The sequence below is a fragment of the Priestia sp. SB1 genome (genome assembly GCF_038898415.1).
In genome coordinates this window covers 127,343-141,654 of sequence record NZ_JBBJSS010000007.1, presented here as the reverse complement: position 1 = coordinate 141,654, position 14,312 = coordinate 127,343, and the positions used below count along the sequence as shown (strand labels likewise).

General features: G+C 40.1%; 16 protein-coding genes. All 16 read left to right on the top strand.

Features of this window, described 5'->3' with window-relative positions; all coding sequences use genetic code 11:
• Window positions 1-44 precede the first annotated feature (44 nt).
• The 16 genes from ppaX to whiA all read left to right on the top strand — a co-directional run bounded on the left by ppaX (window position 45) and on the right by whiA (window position 14,310).
• Complete coding sequence (ppaX, locus tag WKH56_RS25030) at window positions 45-692, top strand: pyrophosphatase PpaX (protein ID WP_033580418.1); 648 nt, start codon at window positions 45-47, stop codon at window positions 690-692.
• Complete coding sequence (locus WKH56_RS25025; protein ID WP_013059723.1) at window positions 689-1,216, top strand: acyltransferase; 528 nt, start codon at window positions 689-691, stop codon at window positions 1,214-1,216. The genes ppaX and WKH56_RS25025 overlap by 4 nt, the downstream gene beginning before the upstream one ends.
• Before the next feature lie 183 nt (window positions 1,217-1,399).
• Window positions 1,400-2,581, top strand: a complete 1,182-nt coding sequence (locus WKH56_RS25020) for an ATP phosphoribosyltransferase regulatory subunit (RefSeq protein WP_028412043.1) — start codon at window positions 1,400-1,402, stop codon at window positions 2,579-2,581.
• Window positions 2,581-3,213, top strand: a complete 633-nt coding sequence (gene hisG / locus WKH56_RS25015; RefSeq protein WP_013059721.1) for an ATP phosphoribosyltransferase — start codon at window positions 2,581-2,583, stop codon at window positions 3,211-3,213. Before WKH56_RS25020 ends, hisG begins: the two co-directional genes overlap by 1 nt.
• A gap of 15 nt (window positions 3,214-3,228) precedes the next feature.
• Window positions 3,229-4,497, top strand: coding sequence for a histidinol dehydrogenase (hisD, locus tag WKH56_RS25010; protein ID WP_243495249.1), 1,269 nt, complete (start codon window positions 3,229-3,231; stop codon window positions 4,495-4,497).
• A 74-nt stretch (window positions 4,498-4,571) separates the two neighbouring features.
• On the top strand, window positions 4,572-5,156 hold the full coding sequence (hisB, locus tag WKH56_RS25005; protein WP_013059719.1) for an imidazoleglycerol-phosphate dehydratase HisB: 585 nt from the start codon (window positions 4,572-4,574) through the stop codon (window positions 5,154-5,156).
• Window positions 5,157-5,804: an imidazole glycerol phosphate synthase subunit HisH gene (hisH, locus tag WKH56_RS25000; protein WP_034264272.1), complete on the top strand. Its 648-nt coding sequence runs from the start codon at window positions 5,157-5,159 to the stop codon at window positions 5,802-5,804.
• Window positions 5,791-6,528 carry a 1-(5-phosphoribosyl)-5-[(5-phosphoribosylamino)methylideneamino]imidazole-4-carboxamide isomerase gene (gene hisA, locus WKH56_RS24995; RefSeq protein ID WP_048021782.1) on the top strand — a complete coding sequence of 246 codons (738 nt, stop codon included), beginning with the start codon at window positions 5,791-5,793 and terminating at the stop codon, window positions 6,526-6,528. Before hisH ends, hisA begins: the two co-directional genes overlap by 14 nt.
• A complete protein-coding gene (hisF, locus tag WKH56_RS24990; protein WP_048021783.1) occupies window positions 6,525-7,283 on the top strand; it encodes an imidazole glycerol phosphate synthase subunit HisF in 759 nt (252 codons plus the stop codon). Before hisA ends, hisF begins: the two co-directional genes overlap by 4 nt.
• Window positions 7,280-7,903, top strand: coding sequence for a bifunctional phosphoribosyl-AMP cyclohydrolase/phosphoribosyl-ATP diphosphatase HisIE (hisIE, locus tag WKH56_RS24985; RefSeq protein ID WP_013059715.1), 624 nt, complete (start codon window positions 7,280-7,282; stop codon window positions 7,901-7,903). The genes hisF and hisIE overlap by 4 nt, the downstream gene beginning before the upstream one ends.
• A gap of 181 nt (window positions 7,904-8,084) precedes the next feature.
• Entirely contained in the window at window positions 8,085-9,587 is a 1,503-nt protein-coding gene (locus WKH56_RS24980; protein WP_033580422.1) for a tetratricopeptide repeat protein, read from the top strand.
• A 111-nt stretch (window positions 9,588-9,698) separates the two neighbouring features.
• Window positions 9,699-10,652 (top strand): thioredoxin-disulfide reductase, encoded by a 954-nt coding sequence (gene trxB, locus WKH56_RS24975; RefSeq protein WP_013059713.1) that lies wholly within the window; start codon window positions 9,699-9,701, stop codon window positions 10,650-10,652.
• Between the two features lie 303 nt (window positions 10,653-10,955).
• Window positions 10,956-11,414, top strand: coding sequence for an 8-oxo-dGTP diphosphatase (locus WKH56_RS24970; RefSeq protein ID WP_013059712.1), 459 nt, complete (start codon window positions 10,956-10,958; stop codon window positions 11,412-11,414).
• A 41-nt stretch (window positions 11,415-11,455) separates the two neighbouring features.
• Window positions 11,456-12,349, top strand: coding sequence for an RNase adapter RapZ (gene rapZ, locus WKH56_RS24965; protein ID WP_013059711.1), 894 nt, complete (start codon window positions 11,456-11,458; stop codon window positions 12,347-12,349).
• On the top strand, window positions 12,346-13,332 hold the full coding sequence (locus WKH56_RS24960) for a gluconeogenesis factor YvcK family protein (protein WP_028412048.1): 987 nt from the start codon (window positions 12,346-12,348) through the stop codon (window positions 13,330-13,332). Before rapZ ends, WKH56_RS24960 begins: the two co-directional genes overlap by 4 nt.
• 33 nt (window positions 13,333-13,365) lie before the next feature.
• The gene (gene whiA, locus WKH56_RS24955; protein ID WP_013085390.1) at window positions 13,366-14,310 is read left to right on the top strand and encodes a DNA-binding protein WhiA; all 945 of its coding nucleotides are present in this window, start codon (window positions 13,366-13,368) and stop codon (window positions 14,308-14,310) included.
• The last annotated feature ends 2 nt before the right edge of the window (window positions 14,311-14,312 follow it).

Here is a 14,312-nt window from a genome sequence, read left to right as displayed (position 1 = left end):
AGGTTTAGACAAACTTGATTTGACGCAAGGGAAGGAAATGAATAATGACGATTAATACGGTTTTGTTTGATTTAGACGGTACGTTAATTGATACAAATGAATTAATTATTGCCTCGTTTACTCATACGCTTAATCACTATTATCCTGAACAATACACTCGTGAAGATATTTTACAGTTCATGGGTCCGCCTTTATACGACACGTTTGTAGAAATGGATAAAACGAAAGTAAACGAAATGATTGAGATGTATCGCACGCATAATCTAGCCAATCATGATTTGCTTGTGAAAGAATTTGAAGGCGTACTTGAAACAGTTAAATGGCTGCACGAGCAGAATTATAAATTAGGTATTGTCACAACTAAGCAAAGAAATACGGTCATGATGGGGCTTAAGTTAACAAAGTTAGATCAGTTCTTTGATACGATTGTCGCAATTGAAGACGTAACAAATGCAAAGCCCCATCCTGAGCCGGTCGAAAAAGCGCTGAATCTGCTTGATGCTAAACCTGAAGAAGCGCTGATGGTAGGAGATAACCATCACGATATCGTTTCCGGCCAAAGAGCTTACACGAAAACAGCTGGAGTTGCTTGGAGTGCAAAAGGAAGAGATCACATCGCTTCTTATAACCCTGATATTATTTTAGAAAATATGACGGATTTAATTGATATATTAAAAGGAGAACGTCAGTGAGAAAAACAACGCGCTATCCGGTTAAAGGAGCTAACTCCCTTTGGCATGTCTATAAGACCGTGCCTTTTTGGAAAGTAGTGCGCAACTTCCTCATCATTCAATGCGCTCGTTATACGCCTTTTCTTTCGATGAAAAACTGGCTGTATAAAGCGTGCTTAGGGATGAAAGTAGGACCTCAAACATCCTTTGCCCTTATGGTGATGCTCGATATTATGTTTCCTGAAAAAATACAAGTAGGACGCAATACGGTCATTGGATACAATACCACTATTCTCGCTCATGAATATCTGATAACGGAATATCGTCTTGGAGATGTCATCATTGGGGATGAAGTGATGATTGGAGCAAATAGCACCATCCTTCCAGGTGTAACAATCGGCAACGAAGCGGTTGTAGCGGCTGGAACGGTGGTTCATAAAGATGTAGCACCCGGTTTCTTTGTTGGAGGTAACCCTATGCGTGTCATCTATACAAAAGAAGAAATGGAAAAGCGCAGGGAAGCAGAACCTAAAGCCACAACTTAGCAAGAACTAAGCTGTGGTTTTTTTTGTAAATTTGAACAGCTGGCGGTTGACGGCTGACTTTATCGGGTGTAAACTATCAATAACTTTAATTTGTTATTTCGCTAATACATTAGCGCGATAAAGTAAAATCAACCTATCAATGGTTCCTTAATAGATAAAATCAAGCTTAAAGGACGTGTCAGAATGTCAAAGTTATTTATGTTTGAAAAACCCCTTGGAATGAGAGATACCCTGCCAGCTCTTTTTGAAAGAAAAAAACAAGTTCGCAGTCAGCTGGCAGATGAAATCAGCAGCTGGGGCTATCAATATATGGCAACACCTACTGTGGAATACTACGAGACGGTAGGAAGCGCATCAGCTATTTTAGATCAACAATTGTTTAAACTTTTAGATAAAGAAGGGCATACGCTTGTGCTGCGACCGGATGTAACAACGCCATTTGCACGTGTGGCCGCTTCAAAACTTTTAAATAATTCTCCTTTGCGCTTAGCTTATGAAGCAAATGTATTCCGAGCTCAGCAGCGTGAGGGTGGCCGCCCGGCGGAGTTTGAACAAATAGGCGTTGAGCTAATTGGAGACGCTACGATGAGCAGCGATGCTGAAGTCATTGCTCTCATGATCGGCGCATTAAAAAGAGCGGGACTTAAATCATTTAAAGTCGCAATTGGCCACATCGGGTTCGTTAATTCGCTTTTTTTAGAGATTGTCGGAAATGAAGAACGTGCTAACGTGCTTCGCCGCTTTTTATATGAGAAAAATTACGTGGGTTATCGTAATCATGTAAAAGATTTGAATCTATCTTCTATCGATAAACAGCGTCTCCTTCAGCTGCTTAACCTGCGTGGAGATGAAAAGAAGATTGAAGAAGCGGTTGAACTCGTTGAAAACGAAGCTGGGCAAAAAGCAGCCGGTGATTTGAAAAAGCTATGGAATATGCTTGATGCGTACGGTGTAACGGATGAAATTAAAATTGATTTTAACTTAGTCAGTCATATGAGCTATTACACAGGTATTTTATTTGAAGTTTTTGCTGAAAACGTTGGTTTCCATATCGGTAATGGAGGACGTTATGACCAGCTTCTTGAAAAATTCGCGTCTAAAACACCAGCTACAGGATTTGGAATTCAGCTCGACCGCTTAATTGAAGCGCTGGGCGAAGAAGTATATGAGCCTTCAGTAGTATACGGCATATTATATAGTCAAGAGCGTTTAGATGAGGCATTAGCTTTAGCTGCTGAACAGCGCAAGCAAGGATACCGGGTAGTGACTCAGGAAATTGCGGGCGTTGATGATGTTGATGTATTTACTGCACAGTTTGAAGAAGTCACGTTTCTAATTGGAAAACGAGGCAAGGGGGGACAATAATGAGTGAACTATTAACAATTGCAATGCCAAAAGGACGTATTTTTGAAGAAGCAGCTGAACTTTTGCGTCAAGCAGACTTTCAATTGCCGCCAGAATTTGACGATTCGCGCAAGCTGATTGTAGATATTCCTGAAGAGAACATGCGCTTTATTTTAGCGAAACCAATGGACGTTACTACTTATGTAGAATACGGAGTAGCGGATCTTGGTATTGCAGGCAAAGACGTAATGTTAGAAGAAGAACGAGATGTCTATGAGCTGTTGGATTTAAATATTAGTAAATGTCATCTGGCCGTTGCCGGCTTGCCTAATGCTAAAAAATCAGAAATTGCTCAAAAAGTGGCAACCAAATATCCAAATGTAGCATCTACTTATTTCAGGGAGCAAGGAGAACAAGTAGAGATTATTAAATTGAATGGTTCGATTGAATTAGCGCCTTTAATCGGCCTTGCTGATCGGATTGTTGATATTGTATCAACAGGACAAACACTAAAAGAGAACGGACTTGTTGAATTGGAGCACATTGAAGATATTACATCGCGTTTGATTGTGAACCCTGTAAGCTATCGTTTAAAAGACGAACGAATTGATGATTTAGTGAATCGTTTAGCCCAAGTGGTTCAACCTGTATAAAAGAGGTGACATACATTGAAAATTACACGTGTAACAGAACAAGTGAGCTTAAAGCGTACGATTGATCAAGGGACGAGTGCCCAAAGAGAAATTGTCGTAAATATTTTAAAGCAAGTGCAAGAGCAAAAAGACGAAGCTTTAAAAAGATATACAGCCCAATTTGACGGCGTTGAGCTTGCTTCTTTGCTTGTGACAGAACAAGAAAAGAAGCGTGCTTATGAGCTGGTTGATGCAGATATGCTGTCAATCATTCGTGAAGCTGCTGACAACATTCGTGATTACCACGAAAGAATGGTCGAGCAGTCTTGGATGACAACAAAAGAAGACGGCACCATTTTAGGGCAGAAAGTAACGCCTTTAGATGCAGTAGGTGTTTATGTACCGGGAGGTCTTGCAGCGTATCCTTCTTCCGTTTTAATGAATGTCATTCCTGCTCAAGTGGCAGGTGTAAAACGTATCGTGATGGTTTCACCACCAGGAAAAGACGGCGCGCTTCCTGCTGGAGTAGTTGTAGCAGCGAGTGAGCTTGGGGTCGAAGAGATTTATAAAGTAGGGGGAGCTCAGGCAGTAGGAGCACTTGCCTATGGAACAGAAACAATTCAACCCGTCGATAAAATTGTAGGGCCTGGTAATATCTTTGTTGCATTGGCGAAGAGAGAAGTATATGGCTTAGTAGACATTGACTCAATTGCTGGACCTAGTGAAATTGTCGTACTAGCAGACGATACGGCTAAGCCGAACGAAGTGGCCGCTGATTTATTGTCTCAAGCAGAACATGACAAATTAGCTTCAAGTATTTTAGTTACGCCTTCTATGAAGTTAGCCGAAGCTGTTAAAGAAGAAGTAGAAAGGCAAGTAGAGTCTTTACCACGTAAAGAAATTGCCAAACCTTCTATTGATAACCATGGCGCTATTTATGTGACCGGGTCATTAGAAGAAGCGGTTGAAGCTGTTAATCAATTAGCCCCTGAGCATTTAGAAATTATGACTGAAAGTCCGCTTGAACTTTTAGGTTCCATTCGTCATGCCGGTGCTATTTTTCTAGGAAGATACAGTTCAGAACCTGTTGGCGATTATTTCGCTGGACCAAACCATGTTCTTCCAACCAATGGGACAGCAAAATTCTCAAGTCCTTTATCAGTTGATTCATTTGTAAAGAAGTCTAGTATTATTTCATACAGCCAACAAGCCCTGCAGAAAAATGTCTCAAAAATCGCAGCGTTTGCTCGTTTAGAAGGGCTAGAAGCTCATGCAAGGGCAGTTGAAGAACGCTTTAAAAAATAAGGCGGAGATTAAAAAAAAGAGTAGAAATGTTCTTTTCTTTACTTATTACATGCACAGTTGAAAGGAGTTTCACAATGAGAGAGTCAAGTATTAAACGTACAACAAACGAAACGGATATTGCATTAGCGATTGGAATCGATGGAGAAGGAAAAGCGAACATTGATACAGGCGTTCCTTTTTTAAATCATATGCTCGATTTATTTACAAAACACGGACAGTTTAACCTTGATGTAAAAGCAGATGGAGACACGGAGATTGATGATCACCATACAACGGAAGATATCGGTATTTGCCTTGGTCAAACGTTCAAAGAAGCGCTCGGTGATAAAAAAGGAATTAAACGCTATGGAAATGCGTTTGTACCAATGGATGACGCGTTAGCCCAAGTCGTAGTAGATTTAAGCAATCGTCCTCATTTTGAATTTAAAGGTGACATTCCCGCTTCGCGCGTCGGTACATTTGATACAGAGCTTGTATATGAATTTTTATGGAAATTTGCATTAGAATCTCGCATGAATGTACATGTAATCGTACACTACGGTAAAAATACGCACCACATTATTGAAGCGGTATTTAAGGCATTAGCACGTGCTTTGGACGAAGCGACAACGATTGATCCGCGTGTCAAAGGTGTGCCTTCGACGAAAGGAATGTTGTAAATGATTGGCATTATTGACTATGGGATGGGAAACTTATACAGCGTAAGTAAAGCTCTTGAACGATTAAACTATGACTATATCATCTCCGCAGATCCTGCAGAACTAAGAAAGGCAAAAGGGTTGATTCTTCCTGGAGTTGGAGCATTCAAAGATGCGATGGAACAGCTGAATCAAACAAAGCTGACGGACTTTATTAAAGAAGAAGTAGAAAAAGGAATGCCTTTGCTTGGAATTTGTTTAGGTATGCAGCTTTTATTTGAAGAAAGCGATGAGAACGGTGTAACAAAAGGGCTGGAACTGTTAAAAGGGAGAGTCGAGCGTATTCCCGGCATTACTGCCGAAGGACAGACATATAAAGTTCCGCATATGGGCTGGAACTCTTTAGATTTTCATCAGCAGTCCGCTCTGCTTGATGGAATCAGTGCAGGTCACGTGTACTTTGTTCACTCTTATTACGTAAAAACAAACGACCAAGACGTGCTTTTAGCAACAAGTCCTTATGATGTTGAAGTTCCAGCAGTTGTTGGAAAAGAACACGTATTTGGCACTCAATTCCACCCTGAAAAAAGCAGTGCAATCGGAATGCAAATGCTTCAAAATTATGCAAACTTCGTAGAGAAAAGGAGCCCATCGTATGAGCAAATTTGAAATATATCCAGCCATTGATATGCGCGGAGGGAAGTGCGTCCGTTTGCTTCAAGGAGATTACACAAAAGAAACGGTGTACGGAGACTCTCCGGTAGATATGGCCACACAATTCGCAAGTGAAGGCGCTCAGTGGATTCACATGGTTGATTTAGACGGCGCAAAAGCGGCTAAGCGCGTGAATGATGAATTTGTGCTAGGCGTGAAAAAGAAATTAAATGTACGTGTGCAAATTGGAGGAGGCATTCGCTCAGAAGCTGACGTTGCTTACTATTTAGAAAACGGAATTGACCGCGTTATTTTAGGAAGTGCAGCTATTTCAAATCCTGAATTTGTGAAAAAAATGTTGAAGGAATATGGTGCGCGTATTGCTATTGGTATTGATGCACGTGATGGCTATGTTGCGACGGAAGGCTGGGTGGAAACATCTACAATCAAAGCGACAGAACTAGGAAAAGAATTGGCTAATGCTGGTGCGGAAACATTTATTTTCACGGATATCTCTACAGATGGTATGCTGTCTGGTCCTAATGTGGAAGGAATTGTTGAAATGGCTAAGGCTACTGGAAAAGGTGTGATTGCATCAGGGGGAGTTAGTAAGCTTGCTGATCTAGATGCACTAAAGAAATATGAAGCTGACGGCGTTATTGGTGCGATTGTAGGGAAAGCACTTTATACAAATAAGTTTACAGTAGCTGAAGCACTTCAAGAGGTGAAAGCGCAATGATTACAAAACGAATCATTCCTTGTTTAGATGTAAAGGACGGCCGTGTGGTAAAAGGAGTTCAGTTTGTGGAACTTCGAGATGCAGGAGATCCTGTAGAGTTGGCGAAATTTTATGATGAAGAAGGCGCAGATGAATTAGTCTTTTTAGATATTTCTGCTTCTCATGAAGGACGCAAAACAATGGTACATGTTGTAGAAGAAGTAGCATCTCAGCTAGCGATTCCTTTTACGGTGGGCGGAGGAATTAATGCATTAGAAGATATGAAGAGAATGCTTCGTGCTGGTGCAGACAAAGTGTCATTAAATACAGCGGCCGTACTCAATCCAGCACTGATTACAGAAGGGTCCGACTTTTTTGGAGCTCAGTGTATTGTGGTAGCAATCGATGCTAAGTACGATGAAAGCTTAAAATCATGGCGAGTCTATACACACGGAGGCCGCAATGCAACGGACTGGGAAGTAATCGACTGGGCAAGAGAAGCAGTGAAGCGCGGTGCGGGTGAGATCTTGTTAACGAGCATGGATAAAGACGGCGAAAAGTCAGGGTTTGATTTAGCGTTAACCAAAGCGGTCAGCCAAGCGGTGAGCGTTCCTGTTATTGCTTCTGGCGGCGCAGGAAATGGTCAAGATTTTGTCGATGCGTTTGAAAAAGGAGAAGCTGACGCGGCTTTGGCGGCTTCGATCTTTCACTATAAAGAAACATCTGTAAAAGAAATTAAAAGCTATGCAAAACAACAAGGAGTGAGCATTCGATGACGATTGAAAACATTAAATTCAACAGTGATGGACTTGTGCCAGCTATTGTACAAGATGCTGTGAGCAAAGAAGTTTTAACATTGGCTTATATGAACGAAGAATCACTTCAAAAATCAATTGATACACGTGAAACATGGTTTTACAGCCGTTCTCGACAAGAGTTATGGCACAAGGGCGCAACCTCTGGGAACACACAAAAAATTGTGAGCATGGCATATGACTGTGATGCTGATTCTCTTGTTGTAAAAGTGGAGCCTCAAGGTCCTGCTTGTCATACGGGGGCTTACAGCTGTTTTAATGAAACAATTCTTGGCGAAAATAAACAAAATGATAATCGGTTTGCTATTATTAATGAGCTAGAAGAAGTGATTGCTAAGCGTGAAGCTGAAATGCCAGAAGGAGCTTATACGACGTACTTATTCGATAAAGGCGTAGATAAAATCCTCAAAAAAGTAGGAGAAGAAGCAGGTGAAGTGATTATTGCAGCAAAAAATCGTGACCATGATGAGCTGAAGTGGGAAGTTGCGGATTTACTGTACCACGTACTTGTTTTACTTCGTGAGCAAAAGCTGCCTTTGGACGATGTCCTATCAGTATTAAAGGAACGTCACTCTAGCTAATAGCTACATAGTGAAAGGAGAGAAGGAGTTGTCTCATTTTAGATAAAAGAGGCAAAACCTTCTCTTATTTGCGTCAAGAAACGACTGCTTGCAGGCTCCTTTTTTGAATAGAGGTATTAAACTTCTTGGCAAATGTGATATACTACGAACGTCGAAATTATCAACTTATTTGGAGGGCTTAATGGAAAAACACTCAAAAGTAATTCAAAAAATGGCACAAGTAATTCCATTTTCGCAAACGGGTGACTTCTATTTCGAAAAAGCGCTGCAGGCGTTTGAAGAAGAGGAGTCAGATAAAGCGCTCAAGTATTTAACGCGTGCAAACAAAGAAAATGCCCGTAATCCACAGCTTCTTACAAACGTTGGAGTAGCTTTAACGGAGCAGGGAGATTATCAAGATGCCAACGAGCTTTTTCTCCATGTGATTCATCATATGGACGATACATTAGGAAGCTGTTACTACTATATAGCCAACAGCTATGCGCATCTTGGACTGTTTGAAGAATCAAAAAAATACGCGATGTATTACATTGAGCATTTTCCAAATGGTGACCTCTTTCGATCGGCTACAGATCTGTTAGATTTACTATCAATTGATGTGGATGAAGAAGATGAAGAGCCTAAAAATCAGCTAGGCGACATGCTGATTATAAAACAAGAACAAGCAAAACGACTGCTTGAAGCAACGAATTTTGAAGAAGCAGTGGATTTGTTAACTGAAATAATTGATGAGTATCCAGAATTCTGGTCTGCATATAATAATTTAGCGTTAGCTTATTTTTATTTAAATAAAATTGATGAGGCAATGGATTTGCTGAATGAAGTATTGGAGAAAAACCCTGGAAATCTTCATGCGTTATGCAATCAGCTGATTTTCTATTATTATTGCCATAAGCATAAAGAAGTTGAGGAGCTTACAGACGGGCTTAGCCGCGTTTATCCGATGTCATTTGAACACCGCTATAAGCTTGGAGCAACATTTGCGTTGATTGGTCAATACAAACTATCATACAGATGGTTAAAAAAGCTTTATACACAAGGTTTTCAAGGAGACAACTCATTTCATTATTGGCTTTCATACGCCTCTTACTATACTGGACATGAAGCCTTCGCTAAAGAAATGTGGAAGCTGGCATTGGAAGACGTTCCTGATAAAGAAGGAGAGGAGCCTTGGCGCATCAGTCAAAAAGCTGCGAAGGTTTTTCAATCGAAAGTGGATGTTACAGCGAAAAAGAAGTGTGCAACAAACAATGTTCACGATCAGCTTTACAGCTTGTATATGGCAAAAAAGCTTCCTGAACAGCAGCGTCTGCTTCTTTTAGAAGAAATCAAATCGTCCATACATATGAGTACACTTTTGGATGAAGTATATACGTATGTATGGCAGGATAAACAACATGTGATTTTTGAGGTGGCAGATGTTATTGAACTGGAGATGGAATCGCAGACTGAAAGTGATACCCAGGATCTTTTAAGCTTTTGGTTTTATGTATATGTACAGGTATATAAACAATCCTATGATTTTCAGCATGTCAACGTAAATGCATGGGCTGCAGCCGTCACATATATATGGGCGAAAGAACAAAACCAGTCTATTACTCAAGCCGATGCGGCAAAACAATATTCCATTTCGGCTGCAACAGTTAGAAAGTACAGTAAAATTGTGAATACGTTATTAAATTGAGCAAAAAAATAGACGATAATAGGAAGAACATATTAGGATAGTGGTAACGAAATAATTATCCATAAATTTGGAATCAACTACGAAGGAATTTCCTAAAAGGAGTGTAAAGAAATGACAGAAGAAAAAATTTATGATGTCATTATTATTGGGGCAGGTCCAGCAGGTATGACTGCTGCTGTATATACATCTCGTGCAGATTTATCAACACTAATGATTGAACGCGGAATTCCAGGCGGTCAAATGGCTAATACGGAAGATGTAGAAAACTATCCAGGTTATGATCATATCCTTGGTCCTGACCTTTCTAACAAAATGTTTGAGCATGCAAAAAAATTCGGTGCGGAATATGCGTACGGTGATATTAAAGAAATCATCGACGGAGAAGAATACAAGACAGTTCGTGCAGGCAGCAAAGAATATAAAACACGTTCAGTAATCGTTGCTACTGGTGCTGAATATAAAAAATTAGGTGCGCCAGGAGAAAAAGAACTAGGCGGCCGCGGCGTATCTTATTGTGCTGTATGTGACGGTGCATTCTTTAAAGGTAAAGAGCTAGTCGTTGTAGGCGGTGGAGACTCTGCGGTTGAGGAAGGCGTATATTTAACACGCTTCGCAACAAAAGTAACAATTATTCACCGACGCGATGAGCTTCGCGCGCAGAAAATCCTACAGCAGCGTGCATTTGACAACGAAAAAGTTGATTTTATTTGGAATACAACAGTCAAAGAAGTAAATGAAAAAGATGGTAAAGTAGGCAGCGTAACGTTAGTAGACACAAAAACAGGTGAAGAGCGCGAGTTTGGTGCGGACGGCGTATTCATTTATGTTGGAATGGTTCCACTAACAAAACCATTCGAAAGCCTAAACATCACGAATAAAGAAGGATATATTGAAACGAACGAGCAAATGGAAACAAAAGTACCAGGTGTGTTCGCAGCTGGAGACGTTCGTGAAAAGGCTCTTCGTCAAATTGTAACAGCTACAGGTGATGGCAGCATTGCTGCTCAAGCGGCTCAGCACTATGTAGAAGAGTTAAAAGAAAAGTTAAAAGCTATTCAGCAATAAGGCTGAAATCAATCGTTTACAAAACGTAATTCGGTTTTAACTGTTCTGTAACACCTGTGAAACATTGATGGGGTACTATATAGATAGTAATTGACCCCCTTTTATAAAATATATGTATGTCGGGCATAGGACGTGTTCCTATGCCTCTTTTTTTTGACTATAACAGATTGAATTTACGTATATAACAGCAAGCGTTTATTTTCAGAAAATTTAGTAATAGTTAGTTCATCTCCGTTGTGAGAGAAGTTTGTTTCGTAGTATAATAAAAGAAAATGTCAGTATACATATGATGAGGTGGAAAACATGCAAAGGGTCACAAATTGTGTATTAATGAAAGACGATAAAGTATTGTTGCTTCAAAAGCCACGAAGAAACTGGTGGGTGGCCCCGGGTGGGAAAATGGAGCAAGGAGAATCTGTAAAAGACTCTGTTGTAAGAGAATTTCGTGAAGAAACAGGAATTTATTTGAAAAATCCCACTGTAAAAGGTATTTTTACATTTACGATGAAAGAAAACGATCAAATTTCATCTGAGTGGATGATGTTTACTTTTTTTGCTACAGATTTTGATGGGACAAATGTGCTAGAATCAGAAGAAGGCAAACTCGGTTGGCATAATTTGAGTGAAGTAAGTGAATTGCCGATGGCCCCGGGAGATCATCACATTATCGATTATGTAGCAAAAGGGTCGGGTGTTATTTATGGCAACTTTACGTATACAACGGATTTCGAGTTATTATCTTATCGAATTGATCCTTGTTAATGATAAATAGACATGTATGCATAGATTGAGGGGGATGAAAAATGAGTACTGGGTCTGTAAGCGATATTCAATTAGTGATTATTACTGGAATGTCAGGTGCAGGAAAAACAGTAGCAATTCAGAGTTTTGAAGATTTAGGGTTCTTTTGTGTAGATAATTTACCCCCTACATTGCTACCGAAATTTTTGGAACTCATGAAAGAGTCAGGGAATAAAATGAATAAAGTTGCTCTTGTTATGGATTTGCGAGGCAGAGAGTTTTTTGAAAGCCTATTTGAAGCATTAGATAACATGAGTGAAACAACGTGGGTCACGCCACAAATTTTATTTTTAGATGCAAAAGATTCTGTACTGGTGACGCGCTACAAAGAAACGAGACGTTCACATCCGCTAGCTCCTTCGGGTTTACCGTTAGAAGGAATTGGTATGGAACGGGAGCTGCTTGAGGAGTTAAAAGGAAGAGCTCAGCTTATTTATGAGACATCAGAGTTAAAGCCAAGAGAGCTTAGAGAAAAGATTTTAACTCAGTTTTCTTCGCACGCTTCACAAGTTTTTACTGTTAATGTGATGTCATTTGGTTTTAAATACGGGGTGCCTATTGACGCTGATTTAGTCTTTGATGTGCGCTTTTTGCCAAACCCTCACTATATTGACCATATGCGTCCTAAAACAGGGCTTGAAGAAGAGGTTTCTTCTTACGTATTAAAATGGACGGAAACTCAAAAGTTCATTGAAAAAGTAGTAGACCTACTTTCGTTTATGCTTCCGCAGTACAAGCGAGAAGGTAAAAGCCAGCTGGTCATCGCTATAGGGTGTACAGGGGGACAGCATCGCTCCGTCACATTAGCTGAATATTTAGGTCACCATTTCCAGAATGAATACAAAACTCATATTTCTCATCGTGACATTGAGAGGAGAAAGGAAAATCATAGATGAGCAGTGAACAGCTTCCAAAAGTTGTCGTCATTGGGGGAGGAACGGGTTTACCAGTGCTGTTAAGAGGGTTGAAGGAATACCCTCTTGATCTTACAGCCATCGTAACCGTAGCAGACGACGGGGGAAGTTCTGGCCGATTGCGCGATGAACTTGAAATCCCTGCTCCTGGTGATATTCGAAATGTGCTAGCTGCTTTATCTGATGTAGAGCCACTAGTTGAAGAGCTTTTTCAACATCGATTTGATACAGGAAATGAGCTTACAGGCCATTCTCTTGGCAATTTGTTGCTTGCAGCTATGACGTCTATTACTGGCGATTTTGTGCATGCTATACGAGAAATGAGCAAAGTACTAAACGTCAGAGGGAAAGTGCTTCCGGCAGCTAATCAAAGTGTTGTGCTGCATGCGGAGATGCAAGATGGATCCATCGTAACAGGTGAATCTAAAATTCCAGAAGTTAATAAAAAAATTAATAAAGTGTTTTTATCGCCTGCCGATGTGAAACCGCTTGTCGAGACAATAAAAGCTATTCGACGCGCCGATTTAATTGTATTGGGGCCGGGAAGTCTTTATACAAGTATTTTGCCGAATTTACTGGTGCAAGATATTTGTAATGAGCTTTGTTCGACAAAAGCAAAGAAAGTGTACGTGTGCAACGTGATGACGCAGCCGGGTGAGACATTGGGTTTTAAGGCAAGTGATCATATTAAAGCGCTTTACAACCATATGCCGTGTGCGTTTTTAGATGCGATTATCGTCAATAATGCACCTATTCCGGCACCTTTAAAAAAGAAATATCAAGTAGAGCAGGCTCAGCCTGTAGAATATGACCGTGAAGTATTGCTGAAATTAGGGTTAGAAGTGATTGAAGATCAAATTATTCAGTATGACGGCAGCGTAATTAGGCATGATACAAAAAAAGTAGCAAAGCTTGTGTATTCTATGCTGACATCGCTGCAAGGTAAAGCGAATACTGGTGTTTAACACTATTTCCGTATGTAGATTGGAGGTGAAGTTATGTCATTTGCATCAGAAACAAAAAAAGAGTTAACGAATTTAGAAGTCAAGGATTGCTGTGCAAAAGCAGAGCTCTCTGCATTAATTCGAATGAATGGTTCACTTTCTTTTTCGAATAAAAAATTCACAGTTGATGTCCAAACTGAAAACGCAGCGATTGCTCGACGCATTTATGTCCTGCTTAAGAAAAATTATGATGTGTCAGTAGAACTGCTTGTGCGTAAGAAAATGCGGCTGAAGAAAAACAATGTGTATATTGTTCGATTAGTAGAGAAAACAAGAATGCTTTTGGAAGACTTAAAAATTGTAGAAGAAGGATTCACGTTTACACATCGTATTTCACCAGAGCTAGTACAAAAGAAATGCTGTAAGCGATCCTACTTAAGAGGCGCATTTTTAGCCGGCGGCTCTATTAATAACCCGGAGACATCATCGTACCATCTTGAAATCTTTTCATTGTATGAAGAGCACAACGAAGCTTTATGCAATTTAATGAACGAATTTCAATTGAATAGTAAAACATTAGAACGAAAAAAAGGCTATATTAACTATTTGAAAGAAGCTGAAAAAATTACGGAGTTTCTAAATATCATTGGAGCCCATAACGCTCTTTTACGGTTTGAGGATGTAAGAATTGTCCGAGATATGCGAAATTCCGTTAATCGCTTAGTTAATTGTGAAACAGCTAACTTAAACAAAACAATCGGAGCGGCCATTCGTCAAGTGGAAAACATTCGTTATATTGATGAAACAGCTGGATTAGATATCTTACCAGAAAAGCTAAGAGAAATTGCTCGTTTGCGTGTGGAATATCAAGACGTTACGTTAAAGGAGCTTGGTGAGATGGTATCTGGAGGTCAAATTAGCAAATCAGGCATTAACCATCGATTGCGTAAAATTGACCAAATAGCAGACAAGCTTCGCGCCGGTCAGCCAGTCACATAAGG

What these genes read in the sequence shown, in the direction of transcription:
- ppaX (WP_033580418.1), top strand. Translation starts at nt 45, where the DNA reads ATGACGATTAATACGGTTTTGTTTGATTTAGACGGTACGTTAATTGAT.
- WKH56_RS25020 (WP_028412043.1), top strand. Translation starts at nt 1,400, where the DNA reads ATGTCAAAGTTATTTATGTTTGAAAAACCCCTTGGAATGAGAGATACC.
- WKH56_RS24970 (WP_013059712.1), top strand. Translation starts at nt 10,956, where the DNA reads ATGCAAAGGGTCACAAATTGTGTATTAATGAAAGACGATAAAGTATTG.
- hisA (WP_048021782.1), top strand. Translation starts at nt 5,791, where the DNA reads ATGAGCAAATTTGAAATATATCCAGCCATTGATATGCGCGGAGGGAAG.
- hisG (WP_013059721.1), top strand. Translation starts at nt 2,581, where the DNA reads ATGAGTGAACTATTAACAATTGCAATGCCAAAAGGACGTATTTTTGAA.
- whiA (WP_013085390.1), top strand. Translation starts at nt 13,366, where the DNA reads ATGTCATTTGCATCAGAAACAAAAAAAGAGTTAACGAATTTAGAAGTC.
- hisF (WP_048021783.1), top strand. Translation starts at nt 6,525, where the DNA reads ATGATTACAAAACGAATCATTCCTTGTTTAGATGTAAAGGACGGCCGT.
- WKH56_RS24980 (WP_033580422.1), top strand. Translation starts at nt 8,085, where the DNA reads ATGGAAAAACACTCAAAAGTAATTCAAAAAATGGCACAAGTAATTCCA.
- hisB (WP_013059719.1), top strand. Translation starts at nt 4,572, where the DNA reads ATGAGAGAGTCAAGTATTAAACGTACAACAAACGAAACGGATATTGCA.
- trxB (WP_013059713.1), top strand. Translation starts at nt 9,699, where the DNA reads ATGACAGAAGAAAAAATTTATGATGTCATTATTATTGGGGCAGGTCCA.
- hisH (WP_034264272.1), top strand. Translation starts at nt 5,157, where the DNA reads ATGATTGGCATTATTGACTATGGGATGGGAAACTTATACAGCGTAAGT.
- rapZ (WP_013059711.1), top strand. Translation starts at nt 11,456, where the DNA reads ATGAGTACTGGGTCTGTAAGCGATATTCAATTAGTGATTATTACTGGA.
- WKH56_RS24960 (WP_028412048.1), top strand. Translation starts at nt 12,346, where the DNA reads ATGAGCAGTGAACAGCTTCCAAAAGTTGTCGTCATTGGGGGAGGAACG.
- hisIE (WP_013059715.1), top strand. Translation starts at nt 7,280, where the DNA reads ATGACGATTGAAAACATTAAATTCAACAGTGATGGACTTGTGCCAGCT.